16 protein-coding genes and 4 pseudogenes are annotated in these 26,512 nt (G+C 55.1%); 11 read left to right on the top strand and 9 right to left on the bottom strand.

Annotated features, from left to right (window positions below; translation table 11 throughout):
- Positions 1-14: 14 nt before the first annotated feature.
- Together sbcC and sbcD are read right to left on the bottom strand one after the other, a co-directional pair.
- Positions 15-3,266 carry an exonuclease subunit SbcC gene (gene sbcC, locus ACQ86O_RS26350; protein WP_431223517.1) on the bottom strand — a complete coding sequence of 1,084 codons (3,252 nt, stop codon included), beginning with the start codon at positions 3,264-3,266 and terminating at the stop codon, positions 15-17.
- A pseudogene (sbcD, locus tag ACQ86O_RS26345) lies at positions 3,263-4,491 on the bottom strand (exonuclease subunit SbcD). Before sbcD ends, sbcC begins: the two are co-directional and overlap by 4 nt.
- A 181-nt stretch (positions 4,492-4,672) precedes the next feature.
- Here sbcD and phoB point away from each other — a divergent pair.
- The 5 genes from phoB to proY all read left to right on the top strand — a co-directional run bounded on the left by phoB (position 4,673) and on the right by proY (position 10,953).
- Positions 4,673-5,362 carry a phosphate response regulator transcription factor PhoB gene (gene phoB / locus ACQ86O_RS26340; RefSeq protein ID WP_431223516.1) on the top strand — a complete coding sequence of 230 codons (690 nt, stop codon included), beginning with the start codon at positions 4,673-4,675 and terminating at the stop codon, positions 5,360-5,362.
- Positions 5,363-5,386: 24 nt separating this feature from the next.
- Positions 5,387-6,703, top strand: coding sequence for a phosphate regulon sensor histidine kinase PhoR (phoR, locus tag ACQ86O_RS26335; protein WP_431223515.1), 1,317 nt, complete (start codon positions 5,387-5,389; stop codon positions 6,701-6,703).
- A gap of 14 nt (positions 6,704-6,717) precedes the next feature.
- Positions 6,718-7,656, top strand: coding sequence for a PstS family phosphate ABC transporter substrate-binding protein (locus ACQ86O_RS26330; protein ID WP_431223514.1), 939 nt, complete (start codon positions 6,718-6,720; stop codon positions 7,654-7,656).
- 492 nt (positions 7,657-8,148) lie between these two features.
- Positions 8,149-9,468: a branched-chain amino acid transport system II carrier protein gene (gene brnQ, locus ACQ86O_RS26325; protein ID WP_431223513.1), complete on the top strand. Its 1,320-nt coding sequence runs from the start codon at positions 8,149-8,151 to the stop codon at positions 9,466-9,468.
- A 72-nt stretch (positions 9,469-9,540) separates the two neighbouring features.
- Entirely contained in the window at positions 9,541-10,953 is a 1,413-nt protein-coding gene (gene proY / locus ACQ86O_RS26320; protein ID WP_431223512.1) for a proline-specific permease ProY, read from the top strand.
- A 39-nt stretch (positions 10,954-10,992) separates the two neighbouring features.
- Here the strand turns inward: proY and ACQ86O_RS26315 are convergent, their stop codons facing one another.
- The gene (locus ACQ86O_RS26315; RefSeq protein ID WP_431223511.1) at positions 10,993-11,256 is read right to left on the bottom strand and encodes a hypothetical protein; all 264 of its coding nucleotides are present in this window, start codon (positions 11,254-11,256) and stop codon (positions 10,993-10,995) included.
- A gap of 132 nt (positions 11,257-11,388) precedes the next feature.
- Positions 11,389-12,653: pseudogene (locus tag ACQ86O_RS26310) on the bottom strand (mechanosensitive ion channel family protein).
- 253 nt (positions 12,654-12,906) lie between these two features.
- On the opposite strand from ACQ86O_RS26310, the pseudogene malZ reads away from it, so the two are divergent.
- Positions 12,907-14,729: pseudogene (malZ, locus tag ACQ86O_RS26305) on the top strand (maltodextrin glucosidase).
- Between the two features lie 49 nt (positions 14,730-14,778).
- Here malZ and ggt read toward each other — a convergent pair.
- The 3 genes from ggt to ACQ86O_RS26290 all read right to left on the bottom strand — a co-directional run bounded on the left by ggt (position 14,779) and on the right by ACQ86O_RS26290 (position 18,289).
- On the bottom strand, positions 14,779-16,542 hold the full coding sequence (ggt, locus tag ACQ86O_RS26300) for a gamma-glutamyltransferase (RefSeq protein WP_431223510.1): 1,764 nt from the start codon (positions 16,540-16,542) through the stop codon (positions 14,779-14,781).
- Between the two features lie 199 nt (positions 16,543-16,741).
- The gene (locus ACQ86O_RS26295; RefSeq protein WP_431223509.1) at positions 16,742-17,344 is read right to left on the bottom strand and encodes a peroxiredoxin C; all 603 of its coding nucleotides are present in this window, start codon (positions 17,342-17,344) and stop codon (positions 16,742-16,744) included.
- 363 nt (positions 17,345-17,707) lie between these two features.
- On the bottom strand, positions 17,708-18,289 hold the full coding sequence (locus ACQ86O_RS26290) for an ACP phosphodiesterase (RefSeq protein WP_431225835.1): 582 nt from the start codon (positions 18,287-18,289) through the stop codon (positions 17,708-17,710).
- A 120-nt stretch (positions 18,290-18,409) separates the two neighbouring features.
- Here ACQ86O_RS26290 and queA point away from each other — a divergent pair, with 120 nt between their 5' ends.
- The 5 genes from queA (at position 18,410) to secF (ending at position 24,020) form a co-directional block, all read left to right on the top strand.
- Positions 18,410-19,480, top strand: coding sequence for a tRNA preQ1(34) S-adenosylmethionine ribosyltransferase-isomerase QueA (queA, locus tag ACQ86O_RS26285; RefSeq protein WP_431223508.1), 1,071 nt, complete (start codon positions 18,410-18,412; stop codon positions 19,478-19,480).
- Between the two features lie 72 nt (positions 19,481-19,552).
- On the top strand, positions 19,553-20,680 hold the full coding sequence (gene tgt, locus ACQ86O_RS26280) for a tRNA guanosine(34) transglycosylase Tgt (RefSeq protein WP_431223507.1): 1,128 nt from the start codon (positions 19,553-19,555) through the stop codon (positions 20,678-20,680).
- Between the two features lie 155 nt (positions 20,681-20,835).
- Positions 20,836-21,168, top strand: coding sequence for a preprotein translocase subunit YajC (gene yajC / locus ACQ86O_RS26275; protein WP_004949246.1), 333 nt, complete (start codon positions 20,836-20,838; stop codon positions 21,166-21,168).
- 25 nt (positions 21,169-21,193) lie between these two features.
- Positions 21,194-23,041 (top strand): protein translocase subunit SecD, encoded by a 1,848-nt coding sequence (gene secD / locus ACQ86O_RS26270; protein ID WP_431223506.1) that lies wholly within the window; start codon positions 21,194-21,196, stop codon positions 23,039-23,041.
- Between the two features lie 10 nt (positions 23,042-23,051).
- A complete protein-coding gene (gene secF / locus ACQ86O_RS26265; RefSeq protein WP_431223505.1) occupies positions 23,052-24,020 on the top strand; it encodes a protein translocase subunit SecF in 969 nt (322 codons plus the stop codon).
- A 77-nt stretch (positions 24,021-24,097) separates the two neighbouring features.
- Here the strand turns inward: secF and ttrR are convergent.
- Both ttrR and ttrS read right to left on the bottom strand, forming a co-directional pair.
- Positions 24,098-24,693: pseudogene (gene ttrR, locus ACQ86O_RS26260) on the bottom strand (tetrathionate respiration response regulator TtrR).
- Positions 24,668-26,407, bottom strand: coding sequence for a tetrathionate respiration histidine kinase TtrS (ttrS, locus tag ACQ86O_RS26255; RefSeq protein WP_431225834.1), 1,740 nt, complete (start codon positions 26,405-26,407; stop codon positions 24,668-24,670). Before ttrS ends, ttrR begins: the two are co-directional and overlap by 26 nt.
- Positions 26,408-26,512: the final 105 nt, after the last annotated feature.

Below are 26,512 nucleotides of genomic sequence, written 5' to 3'. Positions count from 1 at the left end.
TGCCAGAGGGGTGATTATTCGATACGAAACTGGGAGTCCAATCGGCTGACCCCCAATCCATTGACCTTTTTCACTTTAATTTGCACCGGGATACGCTCCTTCATCGCCTCAACGTGGCTGATCACGCCGATGGTTTTGCCGGTGGCGTTAAGGCTGTCCAGAGCATCCAGGGCGGTATCCAGCGTCTCTGCGTCCAGGGTGCCGAAACCTTCGTCCAGGAACAGCGAATCGATACTGGTCTTGTGGCTGACCAGGTCTGACAGCGCCAGCGCTAACGCCAGGCTGACCAGGAAACTCTCGCCGCCGGAGAGGGTGCGGGTATCACGCAGGGCATCGGCCTGCCAGGTATCCACCACCTGCAGCTCCAGCGCATCACTGGTTTTACGTTGCAGCAGATAACGGCCATGCAACCGGCCAAGTTGGTTGTTGGCCAGATACACCAGATGATCAAGCGTTAAGCCCTGGGCGAATTTACGGAACTTGTCGCCCTCTTTGGAGCCGATCAACTGATTGAGCAGGCTCCAGTCATCATACTGTTGCTGGCTTTGGGCAATCTGTTCAAACAGGGTTTGCTGATTAAGGCGGCGCTCGGCATCGCTACTCAACTGATTACGGACTTCTCCCTGGCGCAGTTGCAGCGTTTTCAACCGTTCTGCCAACGCCTGGAGGGCGGCGGTGAGTTGATCGGCATTGGCGGACGCCTCATCCAGACCGGCAGGGCGGCTAAGACGATGTTGTTCCTGCGTCTGTAATGCCTGCGCCAACAGCGCGCTGGCCTGCACCTGCCGCTGTTGCAACTGCTCTTTGTGCTGCTGCAGTTGCTGGCGCACATCGTCAGCGAGTAACGCATTGAGCAGCGTAGCTTCGTCTGCAAAGGTGCTACAGGCCAGGGCCTGCTGCCATTGTTGTTCGGCCAGTCGCAACCGTTCGCTTTGCTGTTGTTGCTGTTGTTGCAAGGCTACCCACTGGCCCGCCAGCCGATCGCGTTGTTCTTGCGCTCTTTGCAGGTGTTCTGTGGCCTGCTGCAAGGCGGTTTCCACTGCGATCTGCGCCGCGCGCAGCTGTTCGCGCACTTGTGCGACGGGTTGTTCGCCCAATAGCGCAATACGCTCGGCTTGCAGTTCGGTCAGTTTGTTTTCACTTGTCTGGCACTGCAGTTGCCATTGCGCCCATTGGTGCTGGGCTTCGGCCTGATTTTTCTGCAATAACTCAAAACGTTCATTAAGGAGTGCCATTTCTTGTTGAGAGCCAATCTGTTCATTCTGCAGCGTATGCAAAGCGTCTTTGGCCTGCTGAACGGCACGGGCAAGCCGTTCGTGTTCCTGCAGTTGCTGCTGTCCTGCCCGTTCTTCGCTATCGCAAGCCTCCAGCCAGGCCGTTAATCGGGCGTGGTCTTGCAGCGTAAAATCCAAGTTCAGCGGTGCGCTGAGCGTTTGCCAGCTTTGCCGATGCCGTTCCTGCTGTTCCTGCTCTTGGCTCAGCGCAGTTTGCAGCCGTAGTTGCTGCTCTTTAAGGCTTTCGCTACGGGCCCGAAGTTCGATACCCTGGGCATGCAACTCTTCGGTCTTGGTGCGCAATTGGGCCGCACGCTGCTCGGTTTCTGAGGGTTTCAGCGCCTGATACTGTTCAATTGCGGGATGGTCGGTTGAACCGCACAGCGGGCAGGGGGCGCCCGTTTGCAGCCGGGCCCGTTCGGCCTCCAGGCTGACGATGCGCTTTGCCAAATCGAGAGCTTTCTCGACGTCCTGCAAATGTGCCTTTTGTTGTTTGTACTGATGGCGGACTGCGTCGAGCTGGCTTTCAACTTCCGTCAACTGCTTTTGCCGCGTAGCGAACTCCACCCTTTGCTGTTCAAGGCGTTGCTGATTTTGCTGGGACAGTAACGCCAGATTGGACAGTTGCAGGCGCACCGGGCGCAGCCTGCCCAGTTCAGCCTGCCGGTCACGCAGTTTTTCAAACGGGGTTTGGGCTTCTTGCGTGGCTTGCTGCTGTAACTGGCTGGCCAGCACCGTGGCCAGCTCTGCCTGCTTGGCCTGATATTGCCCCGCCAGGGTGGCTAGCTGGGTGCGCCTTTCTGCCAGTTGCTCCAGGGTGCGTCGTTGCTCTTCGCTTTGCCGCAGGCTGGTGTCGCGCTGTTTCTGTGCCTCTGCCAACTGGTTTTTCAACTGGGCCATCTGGTTATCTAGCGGCAGGACTTTTTCATCAATCAGCGTTTGCTGCCGCTGTTGGAATTCTGCCTGAGCCAGCCTGGCCTTTTGCGCCTGTTCCAACTGCTGTTGCAACGGGGCCAGTTCCGCCCGTTGCCGTTGTTGCTGTTGCCCCAGCAGTTCGGTCTGCTGTTGCAAAGCCAGATGGTCTTGTTGGCAACGATTGCGCTCATTCAGCAGCGGACGCAGTTTTTCCGCAGGCTCACTGCGTGCCAACTGCTGCAACTGCGGCTCGGCCAACTGATAATCTTGCTGTACGCTGGCCAACTGTTGCTGATAGTCCTGGATCTGCCGCTGGTTGGTTTGCCACTGCTGCAACCAGCTCAATTGATGTTGCTGCTGTTGTGCCTGCTGGCTGAGTTGCTGCTCTTGGGCGCCGAGCTGGCTGAGTTGCAGTTCCAGCGTCTGGCGCTGTTCATCATTGAGCAGTTCGATGCCGCTGGCGCGGTGATGCAAGGCCTCCAGGTCGGTTTTCGCCTGCTTGTGCTGCTCAAAGACCTGCGCCGAAAGATGGCCGTAGATCTCGGTACCAGTCAGTTCTTCCAACAGTTCGGCACGTTCGTTGGGTTTGGCGTTGAGAAAAGCGGCGAATTGCCCCTGTGACAGCATCATCGATTTGGTGAAGCGGCTGAAATCCAGGCCGGTAATCGAAGCGATCAGATCCTTTTTGTCGGAGATCTTGTCGGCCAGAATTTTGCCATCTTCCCGCAGCGCCAGTTCGACCTTGGGAGCCTGCAGGTTACCGTCCGGATCGTTTTTTGCCCGGCGCTGGCTCCAGAAAGCACGATAACCAACGCCTTTTACCTCAAACTCCACTTCAGCCAGCGATTCGGCGGTGTGGCGTGTCATCAGTTCGTTCTGGCTGGCACTGATCTCCAGGCGCGGCGTCTGGTGATACAACGCCAGGCAGATGGCGTCCAGCAGGGTGGTTTTGCCCGCACCGGTCGGCCCGGTGATAGCAAACAGGCCGTTGCTGGCAAAGGGTTCGGCCTGGAAGTCAATTTTCCACTCGCCCTGCAGCGAGTTCAGGTTTTTCAGCCTTAGGCTCAGGATCTTCATGCCGATGGCTCCTCTGGTTGATGCAGGGTTTCCACTACCTGCTGGAACATCTGCCGCATTCGTTGCTGGCGCGGTTCGGCCATTTCCCCTTCCAGCGCCAAGCGCCGCTCAAACACTTCGCCCACGCTTAACTCATTCAAGGTTTCTTTATCCTGCTGGGCGATGGTCTGTTGGCGCTGCTCTTTACTGCGCCGTAACAGCACCACGTCAACCGGCAGATCTTCCGCCAACTGTTGGATCCGGCGTTGAATATCGCTGAGGTAATCCTGGGTGGCCACTTCGATATCCAGCCAAACCGGCAATTCTCCCTGATAATCGGCAAACTGCCGCAGTTGGGCCTCGATTTGCTGCAAGTCGCCTTTGATCAACTGCATCGGTTGGAAAGTGGGGATCTCCAGCGCAGTGATCTGCTGCAAGGCACCGGCGGAAAAGTCGACCATAAACACGCTCTTCGCCTTGCCCAGTTCATCAAAACTCAGCGGGATTGGGGAACCGCTGTAGCGGATATGTTCAGACTTGGCGACGTTCTGTGCGCGATGAATATGGCCTAATGCGATGTAGTCGGCAGGGGGAAGGCCTGTGCCGGGAAAGCATCCAGCGTGCCGATATAAATATCGCGCACCGAGTCGGAAGTGGTCACGCCCACGGTGGTCAGATGCCCGGTCGCCACAATGGGCAGTGGCAGGCCCAGCGAATCGCGGTGTTCACAGGCCGCCTGATACAGACGGTGATAATGCCCGGCGATGGCTTCTTGCAATGCCTGCTGTTTCTGACTGCCGGAATCCCCGGCGCGGCTGGTAAGTAAGTCCCGTGGACGCAGGAAGGGGATGGCGCAAAGTACGGCACCCGGCTGGCCATCACGCTGGTTCAACACCAGAATTTGCTGCTCAAGCTCGGTTTGCGCGTTGGCAATCACGGTAGTATTCAGGCATGAAAGCAGCTCACGCGATTCATTCAGCGTAGCCACGGAGTCGTGGTTGCCACCCAGCACCACCAATTGGCAGCCGGTGCGTTGCAGTTCCACGATAAAACGGTTGTACAGCTCGCGGGCATAGCTGGGTGGCGAACCGGTATCAAACAGATCGCCTGCGACAATCAGCGCGTCCACCTGATGCTGTTCCACCTGCTCAGTCAGCCAGCGTAAAAAGGCCTGATGTTCGGCGGCGCGGCTTTTAGTGAAAAAGTACTGGCCCAAATGCCAGTCAGAGGTATGGATCAGGCGCATAGGTCTTCCTGGCTAACAGGGTAATAAGGGCGTAAACAGGCCTTATCCTAACCTAAGCATGATGATTTTTCTTTGGCGACTGAAATTATCGCTATGCTTAGGGGGACTTTTTTCATAAAAGTGTCACAAAACTGACGCATAATGGCGACCGCAGATAGCTTACACATTGGCAGGATTGACGATGGCAAGACGCATACTGGTGGTGGAAGACGAAGCGCCGATCCGTGAGATGGTGTGCTTTGTGTTGGAGCAGAATGGTTACCAACCGTTGGAAGCCGAGGATTATGACAGTGCCGTAACGCGCCTGTCTGAGCCGTTCCCTGATTTGGTGTTACTGGACTGGATGTTACCTGGCGGTACCGGGATCCAGTTTATCAAGCATATGAAGCGTGAGGCGATGACCCGGGATATCCCGGTGATGATGCTGACCGCTCGCGGTGAAGAAGAAGATCGGGTACGTGGCCTGGAAGTCGGGGCGGATGATTATATCACCAAACCTTTCTCACCCAAGGAACTGGTGGCTCGTATCAAGGCCGTGATGCGCCGTATTTCGCCGATGGCGGTGGAAGAAGTGATTGAAATGCAGGGGCTAAGCCTGGATCCTTCCTCGCATCGGGTAATGGTTAATGAACAGGCGCTGGAGATGGGGCCGACCGAGTTCAAACTGTTGCACTTCTTTATGACCCATCCTGAGCGTGTTTACAGCCGTGAGCAGTTGCTTAATCATGTTTGGGGCACGAACGTTTATGTGGAAGACCGCACTGTTGATGTGCATATACGCCGGCTGCGTAAGGCGCTGGAGACCACTGGTCATGACAAAATGGTTCAAACCGTTCGCGGTACCGGCTATCGGTTCTCAACGCGCTACTGATTGCACTGCGCTGGAGAAGTTACCGTGCTAGAACGTTTATCCTTGAAGAGGCTGGCGCTGGAGCTGGCCCTTTTTTGCTTGCCCGCCTTATTGCTGGGGCTGATTTTCGGTTATCTACCCTGGTTGCTGTTGATTTCGGTGCTGGCTGCACTGGCCTGGAATTTTTATAACCAACTCAAACTTTCCCACTGGCTGTGGGTGGATCGCAGCATGACGCCGCCGCCTGGGCGTTGGAGCTGGGAGCCTCTGTTCTACGGTCTGTATCAGATGCAGCAGCGTAACCGCCGCCGCCGCCGCGAATTGGCGCTGCTGATCAAGCGCTTTCGCAGCGGTGCCGAATCCCTGCCGGATGCGGTGGTGATGACCACCATTGAGGGCAATATTTTCTGGTGTAACGGTTTGGCGCAGCATCTGCTGGGTTTCCGCTGGCCGGAAGATAACGGCCAACACATTCTCAACCTGCTGCGTTACCCGGAGTTCAGCCAATATCTGCAACAGCAAGAGTTCAGCCGGCCGTTAACGCTGCAACTGAATAATGAACACTTTGTGGAGTTCCGCATTATGCCCTACTCCGAAGGGCAACTGCTGATGGTGGCCCGTGACGTCACCCAGATGCGCCAGTTGGAAGGGGCCAGGCGCAACTTCTTTGCCAACGTCAGCCATGAGCTGCGCACACCGTTAACCGTATTGCAGGGTTATCTGGAGATGATGAGCGACCAGGAGTTGGACGGTTCGTTACGCGGTAAAGCGCTGGGCACCATGCAGGAACAGACCAAACGTATGGATGGGTTGGTAAAACAGTTACTGACGCTGTCGCGTATTGAAGCCGCGCCGAATATAGATATGAACGAGAAGGTCGATATTCCGCTGATGCTGCGGGTGTTGCAGCCGGAGGCGCAATCGCTCAGCAACGGCTGCCATGAGATCAGCTTCCGGGTAAATGAAAACCTGAAGGTGTTTGGTAACGAGGATCAACTGCGCAGTGCAGTGTCCAACCTGGTGTATAACGCGGTCAACCACACGCCAAAAGGTACCCACATTGAGGTGAGCTGGCAGCAGACGCCGCAGGGGGCGCAGTTCCAGGTGAGTGATAACGGACCGGGGATCGCCGCCGAGCATATTCCGCGCCTTACCGAACGTTTCTACCGTGTGGATAAAGCCCGTTCGCGCCAGACCGGCGGCAGCGGGCTGGGATTGGCCATCGTCAAGCATGCGCTTAGCCATCATGATTCGCGGTTGGAAATCCTGAGCGAACCTGGTATCGGTACCCGTTTTATCTTTACCTTGCCTAACCGGTTGATTGTTCCCGCTGCTTTATCAGAGAATGCGGTGAAAAATTAACAGGTAGACCTGCCATGACCCGATTCACCCAAGCATTGTTGCTCTGCCTGACGTTACTGGTCTGCCGCGCTGTCCAGGCTACCCCGGACGGAATGCTTTCTGGCAACCTTTCCAGCGTGGGTTCAGACACGTTGGCCAATCTGATGGCGCTGTGGGCACAGGATTTCAGCCAACATTATCCCAACGTTAATCTGCAGCTTCAGGCTGCCGGTTCTTCTACGGCACCCACTGCATTGGCGGCGGGCGCAGCACAGCTTGGCCCGATGAGCAGGCCGATGAAGGCGGCGGAAGTCTCGGCGTTTGAACATCGCTATGGCTACGCCCCGCTGGCCGTTCCGGTCGCGGTGGATGCGCTGGTGGTGTTGGTGCATCAGGACAATCCGCTGAGCGGGCTGAACCTGCAACAGCTTGACCAAATCTTTTCTGCTACCCGCCGTTGTGGGGAAATTACGCCTATTAGCCGTTGGGGCGAACTGGGATTGCAGGGCAGTTGGCAGCAGCGCACCCTGCAGCGCTTTGGCCGTAACTCTGCTTCCGGAACTTACGGTTATTTCAAACTGCGCGCCCTATGCGGCGGTGATTTTATGGCGCGGGTAAACGAACTGCCGGGTTCGGCTTCGGTGGTGCAGGCGGTGGCCGGTTCGTTAAACGGTATCGGCTATGCCAGCATTGGTTTTCGGGCCAGCGGAGTGCGGCTGCTGCCATTGGCAGAGTCTGGCGATCGCTACGTTGCACCTAACGAGACCAACGTGCGTAACGGCAGCTACCCCTTGGCGCGCTATCTGTATATCTATATCAACAAAGCCCCCAACCAGCCGTTGGAACCCCTGACGGAGGCATTCCTGGATCGGGTGCTCTCGGAGCAGGGGCAGAATTTGGTCAATCATGATGGCTATCTGCCGTTACCGCCAGAAACGCTGCGTAAAACCCGTGCGCTGCTGGGGTTGGATTAATCCTGGTAGCCTAAAAAATAGAGCGTAAATCACGCATCTAACAGTGCATCAATGATGATTTCGCGCGTATTGTAACTTTATGTTTCACATTTTGTGTGATGACTGCTCAAAAATAATACAAATCATGTATTGTATATTTATTGATAACTACTATGATCGACTGGATATAAAATATTATCTGGTCGATCACTCTGCATTCCGTCCTGCACCTTGCCTTTCAGCGCTATAAACGTTTATCGTAGCCCCCGTTGCTGGACTAAACCTCCATTTATCCTGCGTTTTTGGGCGACAGCATCGAAGTCTGCCACCTGAAAGCCAACGGATAAAAAACTTCTAAAACTTTGCCCATCATCATGAGCAGTCACCTTTAATCAGGAGCAAAACGCAGGGTATGTTGCGTTTTTTGTGCTTATGGTCATTACGATGAAATGGCAGACCAGCAATTGCAGTGGGGCACTCTTTTTTATTTGAACACAGGCATCACGACATCATATGAGTCATCGTTTAGCGTCAAAAGATATTCTGGCTTTAGGTTTTATGACCTTTGCCTTGTTCGTTGGAGCGGGGAACATTATTTTCCCTCCGATGGTGGGTTTGCAGGCCGGTGAGCACGTTTGGACCGCGGCGATTGGTTTTCTGATCACTGCCGTTGGCTTACCGGTGATGACCGTGATCGCACTGGCTCGCGTCGGGGGTGGCGTTGACGCGCTGAGCACCCCGATAGGCCGCAGCGCCGGTCTGTTGCTGGCAACGGTCTGTTATCTGGCGGTTGGCCCGCTGTTTGCTACCCCGCGTACTGCTACCGTTTCCTTTGAAGTGGGCATTGCCCCTTTGACGGGTGACGGCGCCATGCCGCTGTTTATCTACAGCCTGGTCTATTTTGCCCTGGTCATTGGCATCTCGCTGTATCCGGGCCGTTTGCTCGATACCGTGGGGCATATCCTGGCACCGCTGAAGATTGTTGCACTGGGCGCGTTGGGTATCGCTGCAATTATCTGGCCTGCTGGCTCACCTATCCCGGCCGTCGAGGCTTACCAGAGTGTGCCGTTCTCCTCCGGTTTTGTTAATGGCTATCTGACGATGGATACGTTGGGGGCGATGGTATTCGGTATCGTGATCGTTAACGCTGCGCGTTCCCGTGGGGTTAAAAATACCCATCTGCTGACCCGTTATACCATTCTCGCCGGTCTGATCGCCGGTGTGGGGCTGACGCTGGTCTATCTGAGCCTGTTTAAACTGGGTTCCGGTAGCGGCGTGCTGGCGCCAGATGCCACCAATGGCGCAGTGATCCTGCATGCCTACGTGCAGAATACCTTCGGTGGATTGGGGAGCTTCTTCCTGGCAGCGCTGATTTTCATTGCCTGTATGGTAACCGCCGTTGGCCTGACCTGTGCCTGTGCCGAGTTCTTTGCTCAGTATCTGCCGTTCTCCTACAAAACGCTGGTGTTCATCCTTGGCATATTCTCCATGGTGGTTTCAAACCTCGGTCTGAGCCACCTGATCCAGATTTCGATCCCGGTACTGACCGCGATTTACCCTCCATGTATTGTGCTGGTGGTGCTGAGTTTCACCCTGCGTTGGTGGAACAGTGCGTCACGTATTGTTGCTCCGGTGATGTTAGTCAGCCTGTTGTTTGGTATCCTTGATGCGGTGAAAGCGTCCAGCTTCCAGCATTTTATGCCAGCATGGACCAATCACCTGCCACTGGCAGCGCAGGGGCTGGCGTGGTTGCCACCTTCGCTGCTGATGCTGGTACTGGTCGCAATTTATGATCGGGTTTTTGCTCGCAGCCAAGTGACTGCTCACTCTTAAACCTGCGGTCTTAATTTTGGGCCACGGACTTGTCCGTGGCTTTTTTACGTTTAAAAAAGACAGGTCATCTTCATGCAACAGCAGTCATCCACCACCGCCACAGTTCCGGCCAATAAGCTGAAACGTGGCCTCAGTACGCGCCACATTCGCTTTATGGCGCTCGGTTCGGCTATCGGAACCGGGCTGTTTTACGGTTCTGCAGAGGCGATCAGAATGGCTGGTCCCAGCGTTCTGCTGGCCTACCTGATCGGCGGTATCGTGGCTTTTATCATCATGCGTGCACTGGGCGAAATGTCGGTCAATAACCCGCAGGCCAGTTCGTTCTCCCGTTATGCCCAGGATTATCTCGGCCCGATGGCGGGATATATCACCGGCTGGACCTACTGCTTCGAGATCCTGATTGTGGCGATTGCCGACGTGACGGCATTTGGCATCTATATGGGTGTCTGGTTCCCGGAGGTGCCGCACTGGATCTGGGTATTGAGCGTGGTGCTGATTGTCGGTGCCGTCAATCTGATGAGCGTGAAGGTCTTCGGCGAGCTGGAGTTCTGGTTCTCGTTCTTCAAAGTGGCGACCATTATCATCATGATCGTGGCCGGTATTGGTATCATCGTCTGGGGTATTGGTAACGGCGGGCAGCCGACCGGGATACATAACCTGTGGGTTAACGGTGGCTTCTTCAGTAACGGCTTTATGGGGATGATCCTGTCGCTGCAACTGGTGATGTTTGCCTATGGCGGGATTGAGATTATTGGTATCACCGCTGGCGAAGCCAAGGATCCGAAAGTGTCGATCCCCAAGGCCATCAACTCGGTCCCTTGGCGTATTCTGGTGTTTTACGTCGGTACGCTGTTTGTCATTATGTCCATCTACCCATGGGATCAGGTTGGCACCAACGGCAGTCCGTTTGTATTGACCTTCCAGCATATGGGGATCACTATCGCTGCCGGTATCCTCAACTTTGTGGTGATCACCGCTTCGCTGTCAGCGATCAACAGTGACGTGTTCGGCGTTGGCCGTATGATGCACGGGTTGGCAGAGCAAGGCCACGCACCGAAGATGTTCAGTAAAATCTCCAAGCGCGGCATTCCCTGGGTGACGGTTGTGGTGATGATGGCGGCCATGCTGATCGCCGTGTATCTCAACTACGTCATGCCGGAAAGCGTGTTCCTGGTGATTGCCTCACTGGCCACTTTCGCCACCGTGTGGGTGTGGATCATGATCCTGTTCTCGCAAATCGCTTTCCGCCGCAGCCTGAGCAAAGACCAGGTGAGCAAGTTGGCATTCCCGCTGCGCGGTGGCGTATTGACGTCGGGCATTGCCATCATCTTCCTGGTGTTTATTATCGGCCTGATCGGCTACTTCCCAACGACGCGTATTTCTCTGTATGCCGGCCTGGTCTGGGTCGCGTTACTGCTGCTGGGATACTACGTTAAGGTCCGCCATCAGAAGAAGCAGGCCGCTTTGGTACAACAGCAGGATTGATGTTCTCCGGCTCCCTCACCGCAACGGTGAGGGAACCCCTCAGCTTTCTTTTTCTGTGTCGTCATCCCCCGCCGCCCTGGCTTCAATCACCAGGTTGCTCTCAGACAGTCGCTCTTCCTTACCTTCTTTGGCGCAGCGTGCCAACCCTTCACGAATATCCATCATACTGCTGGTCAAGGCGCAGAGTGCCGGTTGCAGCGTGCGGCTCATTTGGCTTTCATCCAGCGTGGCGCTGTGCAGATAGCCGGCAAATATCAGGGTGGCCGACAGGGTAAACAGACGGTGTTTTGACAGCTTGAGCAAGATGCCTACTCCGGGCGGTAACATGGTGTGGCGTATTTATAACCGTTAAATGGCAGAAAGGAAGAGGGCGGAGATATTTGCTGGCAATCAGCCGAAGATAATTACCAGCAGAAATAATTTCGTCAGGTTACGTCAGGAAAGGTGGGTTGACTGCTGCAGGCCCGCCAACAGGCTGCGCATGTCATTGCCGCTTGGCATCTGGTGGACCCGCAGATCAAACTCGCCGATCACCGCGAAGAGATGATCGAAGATATCGGACTGAATTCCCTCATATTCTGCCCAAACCGTGGTGTTGGTGAAGGCGTAGATCTCCAGCGGCAAACCTTCTGGTGTTGGGGCCAGCTGGCGCACCATCAACGTCATATTCTGGTGGATCCCCGGGTGTGAACGTAAATAGGCTACCAGGTAGGCGCGCAGGGTGCCGACGTTGGTCAACCGGCGGCCATTCAGCGGGGAGCTGAGGTCCACGGCGCTTTGCTGGTTATACCGGCCCAGTTCCTGGGTTTTATCGTTCAGATAGCGTTGTAACAGCGGATTGCGGTTAAGGCGTTGCTGCTCTTCAGAGGTCAGGAAGTGGACACTGGTGGTGTCGATATTGATGCTGCGTTTGATACGCCGGCCACCGGATTCTGACATTGAACGCCAGTTTTTGAACGAGTCGGAAATTAGCGCATAAGTGGGGATGGTGGTCACGGTGTTGTCCCAGTTTCTGACCTTTACCGTGGTCAGGCCGATATCGGTCACCGCACCATCGGCACCGTACTTAGGCATCTCCAACCAGTCGCCGATTTTCAGCATATCGTTGGCGGAAAGTTGGATCCCGGCCACCAGGCCGAGGATCGGATCCTTAAACACCAACATCAATACCGCCGTCATGGCCCCCAGGCCGCTCAGTAACAGCAGCGGCGATCTGCCCATCAGCAGGGAAATGATCATGATGCCGATAAAGATGGCGGCCACCAGTTTCACCCCTGGAATATACCGCGCAGGGGTAATTGGTTGGCAAGCGGGCTCTTGCACAGCACGGCCAGCAGCGTATCCAGCAGGGAAAACAGGGTCAGCAGGGCGTAGAGCAAAATCCAGACCTGCGCCGCGGTGACGATAACCGCCTGGGTCTGGCTGCCGTTATGCAGCCACAATACCGCCTGCACGTTGATGATTACCCCTTGCAGCAACAAGGCGGCCCGCTGGAACAGCTTGTGCTGGGTGATAGCCTGCCGCCAGACATGTTGTGACTGCTGGCCATGGCGCTGGATAGCTGCCAGAACCACCCGGTGCAAAACCAGATGGATCACCACGGAGATCAGGACTATCAGGCCCAGCACCATCATCAATGACATAATATCGGTGAACTCTAGCCCAATGCTTTCCAGCCATTGTCTTATTTGTTGTTGCATGCTCGCTCCCTTCAAAAGTACGCAAAAAATATCCAAGAGATCCATACCCTGTGCAAGACGCAGGTATAAAACAGGTCAGCCTAAAGGCTTTCGGGCATGATATGTGCCTGTTTACCCTTTTTACATTGTAAATCAGCATCTCCACCCCTCAGCTCATCCCCCAGGTTTGTTGCTTAGAGATGAGGGGAAAAGCTGCGCAGCGTGGCATGGTGCGGTGCATTGAACTCTATCGTGGTACCTAAGGAGAAAAGTCATGCTTAATGCCTGGCATCAACCCGTCCCGCCATTCGTGAAGAATAAGGGACAGCGGCTGGATATCCAGTTGTGGTTACAAGGAGAGGATTTACCCGAGCAGGTGTTTTTGCGCGCCGAGCCGGATAATGAAGAGTGGTTATTGATCATGAAAGCGCGGCAGGTGGACGGATTATGCCGTTACCAGGCCAGCTTGACGCTGCATGAAGGGGAACCGGTGCGGCGCTATTGCTTCAAGCTGCTGTGGGCCGATCGCCAGCGGTGGTTTGGCCCTGAGGGCTGGTCGCTAACGCCACCGGGGCAGTTGGCTCAATTTGCGTTGGATGAACCGGATACCAGCCCATCCTGGGTGGCCGACCAGGTGTTTTATCAGATTTTCCCCGATCGCTTTGCCAGCAGCGGTGGCAGGCATGGCATCAAGAGCGGTAGCTACCACCATCACGCCTGTGGTTGCGATGTGGTGCGTAGGGACTGGCAACACCCGCTGGAAGATGAATATGCCGCCTCCACCTTCTATGGCGGCGATCTGGATGGTATCAGCGAGAAACTGCCTTATCTGCAGCGGCTGGGTGTTACCGCCTTGTATTTGAATCCGATTTTCACCTCACCAAGCGTTCATAAGTACGATACCGAAGATTACTATCAGGTCGATCCTTACTTTGGTGGGAACGAAGCCTTGCAGCGTTTGCGAGTGAGCACTCACAAGGTGGGGGTCAAACTGGTGCTGGATGGGGTATTCAATCATACCGGCGATTCACATCCCTGGTTCGATCGCTATCAGCAGGTAAAAGATGGTGCATGCCACCATCCTGATTCCCCCTATCGCGGCTGGTTCAACTTCTACCCGGACGGCATTGCGCTGAGCTGGAAAGGCAACACCAATCTACCGAAACTCAATTTCGCTGAACCTCAGGTGGTAGATGCCATTTACCGCGCCGAAAACAGCGTGGTGCGCCACTGGCTACGACCACCCTACAGCATTGATGGCTGGCGGCTGGATGTGGTGCATATGCTGGGGGAAAACGGCGGTGCGGGGGGAATCTGCATCATCTGGCCGGGATTTATCAGGCTATCAAGCAGGAAAACCCGGATGCCTATGTCTTGGGTGAACATTTTGGTGATGCACGCCGCTGGCTGCATGCTGGCGTAGAAGACGCCGCCATGAACTATATGGGCTTTGCCCTGCCGGTGCGGGCATTTCTGGCCGGTGTGGACGTGGCCTATCATCCCATTCAGCTGGATGCTGCCGCCTGTGCGCAATGGATGGATGGCTACCGTGCCGGGTTGCCACATAACCGCCAACTGATCCAGTTCAATCAGTTGGATAGCCACGACACCGCACGTTTCCTGACGTTGCTGAACAACAACCCGCGCCGGATGCAGATGGCGGCGGTGTGGCTGATGGGCTGGATCGGCGTACCCTGTCTGTATTATGGCGATGAGATCGGCCTGGATGGTGGCAACGATCCATTCTGCCGCAAGACTTTCCCTTGGGATGAGAGCCAGTGGGATCAGCCACTGCTTGCCTTGTTCAGCCGCCTGATCGCCTTGCGTAAGCAGAGTAAAGCGCTGCGGCGTGGCGGCTGCCAGGTGCTGTATGCGCAAGGGGAAACGCTGGTGTTTGTGCGCACTGACCAGAAGGAGCAGGTGTTGATAGCGCTGCAACGCAGCGGCAGCGGGGAAGTGGTACTGCCCTACAATCCATTGCTGCACCAGGGGCAATGGCAGCATTTGGTCGGCGGGGCAGCACTGGATGAGGTTGAAAGCGGTCTGCGGCTCAATCTTGATGCCGAATCGGCCAATGTGTGGCGACTGACTGTCTGAGTAACAGGCAGTTCCCTTTCTTGGCTGGAAAGGGAACTGGCCTGACTGATCAATACCCCACGGCAGAGCCTGCCGGGCGGCGCACATCGTTGGCGCCGTAGAGATACCCCTCTCGCACCCGACCAGAAACGGCGGAATCATTGCCGGAATTGCCCGGGCTGACGCCAGCCGCACCCGGCAACCCCACCAGGATCAGCTCAGCTGCTCCCCAAGGCGTTTGCTCAACCATGTTGTAACCCATCTCTTTGAGGATTTTCAGCGTATCGACAGAGACGCCGCGCTGCTCGTAATACACCTCATCCGGTAGCCACTGGTGGTGGATCCTGGGGGCATCCACTGCTTCTTGTGGCGGCATCCCGTGGTCAATAACGTTCAGGGCAGTTTGCAGTGTGATGGTGATGATACGTGAACCCCCTGGGGAGCCGAGCACCATAAAGATTTTATTGTCTTTGGTCACCAGCGTTGGGCTCATCGAAGATAGTGGGCGCTTACCGGGGGCGATGGAGTTAGCCGCTCCCTGCACCAGGCCGTAGAGATTTTTCTCACCAACCTTGACCGTGAAGTCATCCATCTCATCATTGAGGAAGAACCCGGTGCCGGGAGCGATCACCACCGCACCGAATCGGCCATTGACGGTATAGGTGGTCGACACGGCGTTACCCTCGTGATCGACAATAGAATAGTGGGTGGTTTCCGGCTTTTCGTGTGGTTCCATGCCCGGCTGCACGTTTTCAGATGGCGTGGCCTGATTGGCGACGATTTTCTGGCGGATGGCGTCGGCGTAGCTTTTACTCACCAGACGGTCGATCGGGTTTTTAATAAATTCAGGATCGCCAAGATAGGTATTGCGGTCCATATAGGCATGGCGCATGGCTTCGGTCATGGTGTGGATCGTTGCCGCCGAGTTAAAGCCCATGCTCTTGAGATCGTAACCTTCAACGATATTGAGGATTTCGCACAGCGTCACGCCACCGGAACTCGGCGGCGGCGCCGAGACAAATTTATAGCCGCGATAGCTACAGGTAATCGGTGCAGTTTCGGTGATCTGGTAATTGGCGAAGTCAGCTGCGGTGAGGATACCGCCACCTTGTTTTGCCGCAGCTTCTACCGCCTGGGGGATTTTACCCAGATAGAAGGCCGAGGTTCCCTGTTGCGAAATGGCTTCCAGCGTGTTGGCCAGATCGCTTTGCACCAGGCGATCGCCCGGTTGCAGAGGGGAGCCGTCTTTACGCAGGAAGATTTTGGCAGATTCAGGGTCCTGTTTGAAACGGGCGATGGTGGTGTCGAGAATATCTGTATCGGCGCGCGTCAGGATAAAGCCTTCTCGCGCCAGCCTGATGGCCGGTTCCATCACCTGTTCGCGGCTCAGCTTGCCGTACTTTTTACGCGCGGTTTCCATACCCAGCACCGTTCCTGGAACGCCTGCGGCCAGATAACCATACAGGCTGGCATCTTTTTTCACGTTGCCGTCTGCATCCAGATACATGTTGGCGCTCGCCGCCGCCGGAGCAGTTTCGCGGAAGTTGATAAAGGTATCAGTACCATCCGCCAGGTGCAGGGTCATAAAGCCCCCGCCGCCGATATTGCCACAGCAGGGGTTGACCACGGCCTGTGCGTAGCCGACCGCGACCGCGGCATCTACCGCATTACCCCCCATCTTCAGAATATCTACCCCGACCTGTGAGGCCAGATGCTGCGATGTCACAACCATACCATTTTGCGCTTCCACTGCCGGGTTGGAAGCCGCGTACAGTTGGCTACTGACCAGCAATGCCGCCAAGGTCAGCGGTTGACTCCATTTCTGCAAGAACATAACGACTCCTGTTTTACCCTGTTGGATTTTTTCTCTTCCAAGCCAACTGTAAATAGTAGTTACCGATAGGGGATCGGGGGAAAGCCGGGCGAGAAATGTGAAGCGAAACCGGGAAAAACACGTAATAGGGAGGCAAACAAAAATTAAAGTAAAAAAACCGGCCAGCAAGGCTGACCGGTTCGACGCTTACAGGCTGAAATTACAGCTTGGCAGCGTTCTCAGACAGGTATTTTGCTACGCCGTCTGGGGATGCACCCATACCTGCTTTGCCTTTTTCCCACTGAGCCGGGCACACTTCGCCGTGCTGTTCGTGGAATTGCAGTGCGTCAACGGTACGGATCATTTCGTCGATGTTACGGCCGATTGGCAGGTCGTTAACGATCTGGGAACGAACGATGCCATTTTTGTCGATCAGGAAAGAACCGCGCAGGGCAACACCAGCTTCTGGATGCTGAATACCGTAGGCTTGCATGATTTCGTGCTTGATGTCAGCAACCATTGGGTATTTCACTTCACCGATGCCGCCTTTGTCGACAGGGGTTTTACGCCATGCGTTGTGGACAAATTCGGAATCCATTGAAACGCCTACAACTTCAACGCCACGCTTCTGGAACTCTTCATAGCGGTGATCGAAAGCGATCAACTCAGAAGGACATACGAAGGTGAAGTCCATCGGCCAGAAGAACACGACGGCTGGACGGCCGTTCAGGTGTTTTTTCAGGTTGAAGTTTTCTACGATTTCGCCACTGCCTAATACGGCAGCTGCTGTGAAGTCAGGGGCTTGACGAGTTACCAGGACCATAATTACTCCTGTAAAAGTTGTTAAGGGGTTGATGTAAAAGCAGGGGCCAGTATAAGGGCCGCTACCCGGTGATGAAAGGGTAAAAGACCAATCAATGAGATAGTTTTCACCTATCAAACCGAGGGATAAAATTTAGCAAGCTTTAAAATAACCTTTTGCCACAAAAGGGCAAGTGCAAAAAGCCACATTTTTTCAAAACCAGATACCTTATGAATTTGATGTGGGTCGTTCTGGCATATCCACGCGCCTGTGGCACACCCCCAGGTGCCCAGCTATCTCATCCCCTGGAGCTTGGCTGGGGTGAGGCAGTGCAGGTAACAACGCTGCAGCTTTACAGGTAGATATGGGGTTGCCGGTCGTGGCTTACAAGGCTTTATTTTTGGCCTGTTGCATCATACGCGGATAAAACTGCCAGAACTGTGTTTCAAGTTGATGATAATGGCGTTCCACATCGGTAATGGAGCCCGCCAGCGCTCCCAGGCGCGGGCGACGGCTGGCCATCCCCTGTAATACGTCGGCGATAAATGACAGCTCGGCATAGCGCTCCAGCCAACGTTCGGGCCACAGATAGTGGTTCAGATTCTGGAAGCGCTGAGGCGTTTGCGGCAGATGCGGCACAATCAGGCCGCGGGCTTCCTGCGTGAAACTGTGCAAGCTACGGGTCGGCTCAAGCTGCTGCCAGTGGCGAGCCAGGAAGTGATCCCAGATCACATCCAGCGTTATGGGGGCAACGCGGCGGAATTCTGCGCTGAAATAGTCGCGGCAGGCTTTGACTTCCGGTTGAGTATCGGTCAAAACGTCGACGCGCCGATGCATCATGATGCCAGCGACCACCGACGGTTCATATTCACCTGCGGGGTTGCCACGCACAAAGTCGGCAAGCAGGTTACCCAGCAGCGAGCTTTCCGCCAGTTGGGCTAAATGGAGATGAGCAAGAAAATTCATACGGCAACTATAACGCAAGTCATGCAATTCCTCCTTATTCCTTGCTGCTTATCGCCTGCGGCTTTAGACTATACCGCCTGTTTTTCCCCTATCTGTCATATATTGAAGAAGTGAATACCCATGCGCGTCGCCGATTTTTCTTTTGAACTCCCTGATTCCCTGATTGCCCGCTATCCGCAACCTGAGCGCAGCGCTTGCCGCTTATTGCAGCTGGATGGGCCAAGTGGCGGGTTGACGCACGGCGTATTCACCGATCTGCTGGATAAACTGGACGCTGGCGATCTGCTGGTGTTCAACAATACCCGCGTGATCCCTGCGCGCATGTTTGGCCGCAAGGTCAGCGGTGGCAAGATAGAAGTGCTGGTGGAGCGGGTGTTGGACGATCATCGGGTGTTGGCGCATGTGCGTGCCTCCAAATCCCCCAAACCTGGTACAGAACTGTTGCTGGGTGACGATGAAAGCATCGCCGCAACCATGATAGCGCGCCATGAAACCTTGTTTGAACTGCGCTTTGACGACGAGCGCGATGTGTTTACCCTCCTCAATGCCGCGGGCCATATGCCGCTGCCGCCGTATATCGATCGCCCTGATGAAGATGCCGACCGCGAACTGTATCAGACGGTTTATAGTGAAAAGCCGGGAGCCGTAGCGGCGCCAACCGCGGGTCTGCATTTCGACGAACCGCTGTTGGCGGCTTTGCGCGCCAAGGGCGTTGAAATGGCCTTCGTGACGTTACACGTCGGCGCTGGCACCTTCCAACCGGTGCGGGTAGAAACCATTGAAGAGCATGTTATGCATGCGGAATACGCGGAAGTCCCGCAGGACGTGGTGGATGCGGTATTGGCCTGTAAAGCGCGGGGTAAAAGGGTGGTGGCCGTGGGCACCACTTCGGTACGCTCGTTGGAAAGTGCTGCCAATGCCAGCCAGGAAGCGCTGATCGCGCCATTCTTCGGGGATACCAGTATATTTATCTATCCTGGTTACCATTATCAGGTGATCGATGCGCTGGTGACCAACTTCCACCTGCCGGAATCGACGCTGATCATGCTGGTCTCGGCCTTTGCCGGTTATAAAAACACCATGAATGCTTACCATCAGGCAGTGGCTGAGCAGTACCGTTTCTTCAGCTACGGCGATGCCATGTTTATCAGCCGTAACCCGCTTGCGGAGAACGAATCTGTAGGCCTTTAAATCCCCGGGTTACGCGCATCGCGTGGCCCTGTTTTAACGACGTTAGACTGTTTCTCTAACGCTGGAGGTTTTGTGAAGTACGAATTACAGACAACCGATGGCCGTGCTCGTCGTGGCCGCCTGGTCTTTGAGCGTGGCGTAGTGGAAACCCCGGCCTTTATGCCGGTAGGAACCTACGGCACGGTTAAGGGCATGACGCCGGAAGAAGTGAAAGAAACCGGTGCGCAGATCCTGTTGGGTAACACTTTCCACCTGTGGTTGCGCCCAGGGCAGGAAATCATGAAGCTGCACGGCGATCTGCATGATTTTATGCAGTGGCACGGGCCGATACTGACTGACTCCGGTGGTTTCCAGGTGTTCAGCCTGGGGGCGATGCGCAAGATTAAAGAAGAAGGGGTTTATTTCCGTAACCCGATTAACGGCGATAAAGTGTTCCTCAGCCCGGAAAAATCGATGGAGATCCAGTACGACCTGGGGTCCGATATCGTGATGATTTTCGATGAGTGCACGCCTTACCCGGCGGATTGGGACTATGCCAAGCGTTCTATGGAAATGTCTCTGCGTTGGGCGCAGCGTAGCCGCCAGCGTTTTGATGAACTGAATAACCCGAATGCGTTGTTCGGGATTATTCAAGGCGGTGTTTACGAAGATTTACGAGATGTTTCGGTAAAAGGGCTGGTGGATATCGGTTTTGATGGTTACGCTGTGGGCGGCTTGGCCGTAGGTGAGCCAAAAGAGGATATGCATCGCATTCTCGAGCATGTTTGCCCACAAATTCCTGAAGATAAGCCACGCTATCTGATGGGGGTGGGTAAACCGGAAGATCTGGTCGAAGGTGTGCGTCGCGGTATCGACATGTTTGACTGTGTAATGCCAACGCGTAATGCCCGCAACGGTCATCTGTTCGTGACAGACGGTGTGGTAAAAATCCGTAATGCCAAGCACAAGGATGATACGTCTCCGTTGGACAAAGACTGTGATTGCTATACATGTCGCCATTACAGCCGAGCCTATTTGCATCATCTCGATCGTTGCAACGAAATACTGGGTGCCCGATTGAACACAATTCATAACCTGCGCTACTACCAACGCTTGATGGCGGGTTTACGCCAGGCTATTGAAGAGAGTAAATTAGAGCAGTTTGTTGTAGATTTTTATGGTCGGATCGACAAGCCGGTTCCACCTTTGAATACCCAATAGATGTTAAGGTGTGGCGCGGCGGTGACCGAGTGAATCCCAAGAGCTTGGCTCGCGAGGTGATTGGGGTGCAAGAGGGAAGCCAACACTGCCACAGCTTGAAAGATGAAGGGTAGAATGCTTGATCTAATAATTGATAACTTAATGAGGGAATTTCAATGAGCTTTTTCATTTCTGACGCCGTCGCATCCGCAGGGGCTCCGGCTCAGGGAAGCCCGTACTCTCTGATCATTATGCTGGTAGTGTTTGGTCTGATCTTCTATTTCATGATCCTGCGCCCACAGCAGAAACGTGCCAAAGAGCACAAAAAACTGATGGACTCTATCGGCAAAGGCGATGAAGTATTGACCACTGGTGGCCTGATTGGCCGCGTTACCAAAGTGGCCGACACCGGTATCATTGCTATCGCGCTGAACGACACCACGGAAGTGATGATCAAGCGTGACTTCGTAGCGGCCGTTCTGCCGAAAGGTACTATGAAGGCCCTGTAATTTTGTTTTCCCTAAGGGAATTGCCGTGCTAAACCGTTATCCTTTGTGGAAGTACCTGATGCTGATCGTTGTGATCTTCGTCGGTCTGCTTTATGCGCTTCCCAACATCTACGGTGAGGATCCGGCCGTACAAATCACTGGCGCGCGCGGTGTCGCCGCCAGTGAAACTACGCTGGTCCAAGTCCGTAATGCTTTAGAAAAAGACAATATTGCGAGCAAGTCGATTGCGCTGGAAAACGGTGCCATCCTGGCTCGCTTTAAAGATCCTGACGTTCAGCTGCGTGCCCGTGAAGCCTTGATGGCGGAATTGGGTGACAAATATGTTGTGGCGCTGAACCTCGCCCCGGCAACACCTGCCTGGCTGGCCATGCTTAATGCAGAGCCGATGAAACTGGGTCTGGACTTACGTGGTGGTGTGCACTTCCTGATGGAAGTCGACATGGACACCGCGCTGAGCAAGTTGCAAGAACAAACCATGGATACCCTGCGCAGCGAACTGCGTGAAAAGGGCATTCCATACGCCTCGATCCGCAAGTTGGAAAACAACGGTGTAGAAGTTCGTTTCCGTGACGATGCCGCTCGCGATCAGGCCATCAGCTATATGACACCGCGTCAGCGTGATTTAGTTCTTTCTGCCAATGGCAGCAATACGCTGAAAGCCACGATGACCGATGCCCGTCTGAGCGAAGCGCGTGAGTACGCGGTACAGCAGAACATCACCATCCTGCGTAACCGTGTCAACCAGCTTGGCGTTGCCGAACCTCTGGTTCAGCGCCAGGGGGCAGATCGCATCGTTGTTGAGCTGCCGGGTATCCAGGATACGGCGCGTGCCAAAGAAATTTTGGGCGCTACCGCTACGCTGGAGTTCCGTTTGGTTAATACCAATGCGGATGCCACCGCTGCAGCAAGCGGCCGTGTACCTGGTGATTCAGAGGTGAAATACACCCGTGACGGTAAGCCGATCGTGCTTTATAAGCGCGTGATCCTGACCGGTGACCACATCACGGATTCCACCTCCAGCACCGATGAGTACAACCAGCCGCAGGTTAATATCTCGCTGGACAGCGCCGGTGGTACTGCCATGTCCAACTTCACCAAGGACAGCATTGGCAAGCCAATGGCGACCCTGTTTGTGGAGTATAAAGACAGCGGCAAAAAAGACGCCAACGGGCGTTCGGTTCTGGTGAAGCAGGAAGAAGTGATCAACGTGGCGAACATTCAGTCGCGTCTGGGCAACAGCTTCCGTATTACCGGTATCGACAACCCGAACGAAGCCCGCCAACTTTCGCTGCTGCTGCGTGCCGGTGCGTTGATCGCGCCTATCCAGATTGTGGAAGAGCGGACTATCGGCCCAACGCTGGGCCAGCAGAACATTACTCAGGGCTTGGAAGCTTGCCTGTGGGGCCTGGTGGCATCCATCGTGTTTATGGTGGTCTGGTACCGTAAGTTTGGCCTGATCGCATCAACCGCTCTGATGGCCAACCTGGTGCTGATTGTTGGCGTGATGTCACTGTTGCCTGGGGCGACGCTAACCATGCCGGGGATTGCCGGTATCGTGCTGACGCTGGCGGTGGCGGTCGACGCCAACGTACTGATAAACGAACGTATCAAGGAAGAACTGAAGAATGGGCGATCCATTCAGCAGGCGATCCATGAGGGCTATAAAGGCGCGTTCTCCAGTATCGTTGATGCCAACGTCACCACTTTGATTACCGCAATCATTCTGTACGCAGTAGGTACCGGTTCGATCAAGGGCTTTGCAATTACCACCGCAATCGGTGTGGCGACGTCCATGTTCACCGCGATTGTCGGTACCCGTGCCATCGTCAACCTGCTTTACGGCGGCAAGCGCATTAACAAGCTGTCTATCTGAGGAGTGCGTTGTGGCACAGGATTATACTGTTGAACAACTCAACTACGGCCGTAAAGTCTATGACTTTATGCGCTGGGATTACGTGGCCTTCGGCATCTCATTGCTGCTGTTGATCGCGTCAATCGCCACTATGTCGGTGCGCGGTTTTAACTGGGGTCTGGATTTCACCGGTGGTACGGTGATTGAAATCAACCTGGAAAAACCCGCGAATCTGGACCTGATGCGCGATACGTTGGAAAAAGCCGGGTTCCAGGACCCGATTATCCAGAACTTTGGCAGCAGCCGTGACGTGATGGTGCGTATGCCACCGGCGATCGGCACCGCTGGCCAGGAACTGGGTAACAAAGTGATTAGCGTGATCAACGATTCGGTCGATAAGAACGCAACCGTCAAGCGTATTGAATTCGTCGGCCCGAGCGTGGGGGCAGAACTGGCGCAAACCGGTGGCATGGCGCTGCTGGTGGCGCTGATCTGTATCCTGATTTACGTGGGGTTCCGTTTCGAATGGCGTCTGGCGCTGGGGGCCGTAATCGCACTGGCGCATGACGTGGTCATCACCATGGGCGTACTGTCGCTGTTCCATATCGAGATTGACCTGACCATCGTCGCTTCACTGATGTCGGTGATCGGTTACTCGCTTAACGACAGTATCGTGGTATCTGACCGTATTCGTGAGAACTTCCGCAAGATCCGCCGCGGTACGCCTTACGAAATCATGAACGTCTCGCTGACGCAGACGCTGAGCCGTACCATCATGACCTCCGCCACTACCCTGATGGTGGTTCTGATGCTGTATATCTTCGGCGGTGCGATGCTGCAGGGCTTCTCACTTACCATGTTGATCGGTGTGTCCATCGGTACCGTATCCTCAATCTACGTAGCCTCTGCGCTGGCGTTGAAACTGGGTATGAAGCGTGAACACATGCTGCAACAGAAAGTGGAGAAAGAGGGCGCAGACCAGCCTTCTATCCTGCCGTGACTGCTGCGTGTAGCTGAGTAAGCTACAAGCTGCCTGAACCACATGCCAGTCAGTTTTCTGACTGGCATTTTTTACGTTTAATGTTCCTCAACTGCCAACAGATTAAGTGTACTCACCAGCTCTGCCAGGCTGGCGGCCTGCATCTTTTCCATCACTTTTGAGCGGTGGACCTCAACGGTACGTACGGCGACAAAGTAGCGATCGGCGATGGCCTTGTTGGTCAGCCCCGCCGCCACAGCTTGGGCGATATCGCGTTCGCGTGGCGTCAATGCGTTGAAGCGCAACTGCAGCTGATAGCGATCCCACTGGCGTTGTGAATGGGCTAAACCCCGCTCCAACGCATCAATCAGCGGGGGGTGGCAATCGGTTTTTGCAGAAAATCCAGCGCTCCCTGTTTCATCTCTGCCACCGCCATGGCTATATCGCCGTGTCCGGTGACGATCACCACCGCCAGGGTGCTTTCCCGCTGGCGCAATTGCTGGTGAACCTGCTGCCCGTCAATTCCCGGCATGCGGATATCCAGCATCACCACGCCGCATTGGTGTAGTTCGACTTGATCGATAAACTTCTGGCTGTCATGCCAGACTTTTACCTGATAATTCAGCCCTTCCAGTAAAAAGCGGCAGGCGTCGGTAACGGCAAAATCATCATCGACCAGATGGATCAGCGCCATGAGGGTTTTCCTTGTAGATATTTGGCAAGTGCAGCGTGACGCGCAGCCCTTGTCGCTGTGGCGAGGCTGAATAATTCTCCAGCGTCAGTTCCCCTTGCTGGCTGCGCAGCAGGCGCTGGCAGATCACCAGCCCTAGCCCGAGGCCTTCCGGTTTGGAACTGCGGAACGGAACAAACGGCTGTGCAAGCTGCGCGGCACTCAGGCCGCCTCCATCGTCTTCAACGATCAGCGTTTGCCGATCGCCATCGGTTTCCCGCCGCAGGGTGATCTGCTGGGCACCCGCTTGCAGGCTGTTACTCAGTAAGTTGGTGAGTACCTGCTCCAGCAGCGTGGTCTGGCTATACAGCTGGCTTTTAGGGGCGATGGCAATCGCTATACGGCATTGCGGGTAATGCTGCTCAATACGCATCAATTTGATGACGTTCTCCACCACAGGCCGCAGTAGCAGCCATTGCGTGCTTTCATGATGCGGGGTTTTGCTCGCCCACTGGCGCAAATTGACAATGGTCTGGGCACCGCGTTGTGCCTGCTGGCCAATCTGCTCGAGGATTGGCAGCAGTGAGTGTTGCGGATCACTGCGCTCAAGGCGAATACGACAGCCTTCCGCATAATGGCGGATCGCCGCCAGGGGCTGGTTTAGCTCGTGAGCAAAGCCCGAGGCCATCTCACCCAGAGTGCTGAGGCGCTGTGCCCGTGCCAGCGCGGTCTCTCTGGCCCGTAGCGTTTGATGCATCTGCTCAATCTGTTGGCCACGGCGGCGCACCAGATACCCGATCCACAGATGGTTGGCAGCGAGCAGCACCATCCCGCCAGCGATAACAGCGAGCAACAGCAAGTGCTGCAAGGCCCAACTGCGTATTTCCTGCCAGAGTGAACGCTGGGCCGGATGGCGATCCAAATCGCGCAGCAACTGATCCACCTGACGGGATGAGGCCGGAGCGCCCCAACTGGGCAACGCTGGATCGTTCATCTGCAACAATTGGCGGGTGAGCTCATCTGCCAGCCAGTCGGGTACGCTGCCCAAGGCGGCAAATGACCAGTTTGGGTATAAGTCGCTGCTGGTCAGGCAGGGCTGGTCGCTGTGTTTTGCCAGCAGAGCACGGTAGTTGCTGGCTTGCAGCAACCCCTCCGCCTGCATCTCTTCCAACAGACAGACCGGCACAATCACCGCATCCAATGCCCGATCGCGCAGCAGATAAAGCAGGGCATCCACCGGGTAACCGCTAAAATGCAGGTGCAGATCTTTTTCCGGATGCAGACCTGCGGCAAGCAACTCTTTATAGCCCAGCAGATAGCCGCCAAAGGCGTCGGGGGAAACTGCGCCAACATTTTTACCGATCAACTGGGTGGCGCTGGTCACCGGGCTGTCGTTGCGCACTAATATCACGCTGCCAACCACGCTACTCGACGCATTTTGTGGTTTCCTGGCGGAGCGCAAAGAGACTAACCAGCGCAAAGGGTAGCTATTGTCCAACTGAACGTACTGCGCAGGGTTGGTGAGCAGAAAGTCGACTTGTCCCTGGCTGACGGCTTCGCTCATGCTGGCCAGATCCAGCGGTAACAGTTGAAAGCTATCTGCGGGAAACTGCCGGTTGAGATGGTCGATCAACGGTTGCCACTGGGTTAACGCATGCGCATCACCACGCAACGCCAGCACGGCGATGGTCCATTGCCCCGCCCAGGCGGAACTCAACCAGCCGCTCAGTAACAGCATTAGCACTGCTTTTTTCACATCTTCCCCGCTTTATGATCCCGATCTCCATCCAGAATTGTCCTAGATCAAGCTGGCATTGGGAATGTGGTAAACCACAATATGGCT

Source organism: Serratia sp. L9, assembly GCF_050632285.1.
In the GTDB taxonomy this organism is placed as follows: Bacteria; Pseudomonadota; Gammaproteobacteria; order Enterobacterales; family Enterobacteriaceae; genus Chania.
Note: the sequence above shows the minus strand (reverse complement) of the source record. Positions and strands in the feature narration are given on the sequence as shown.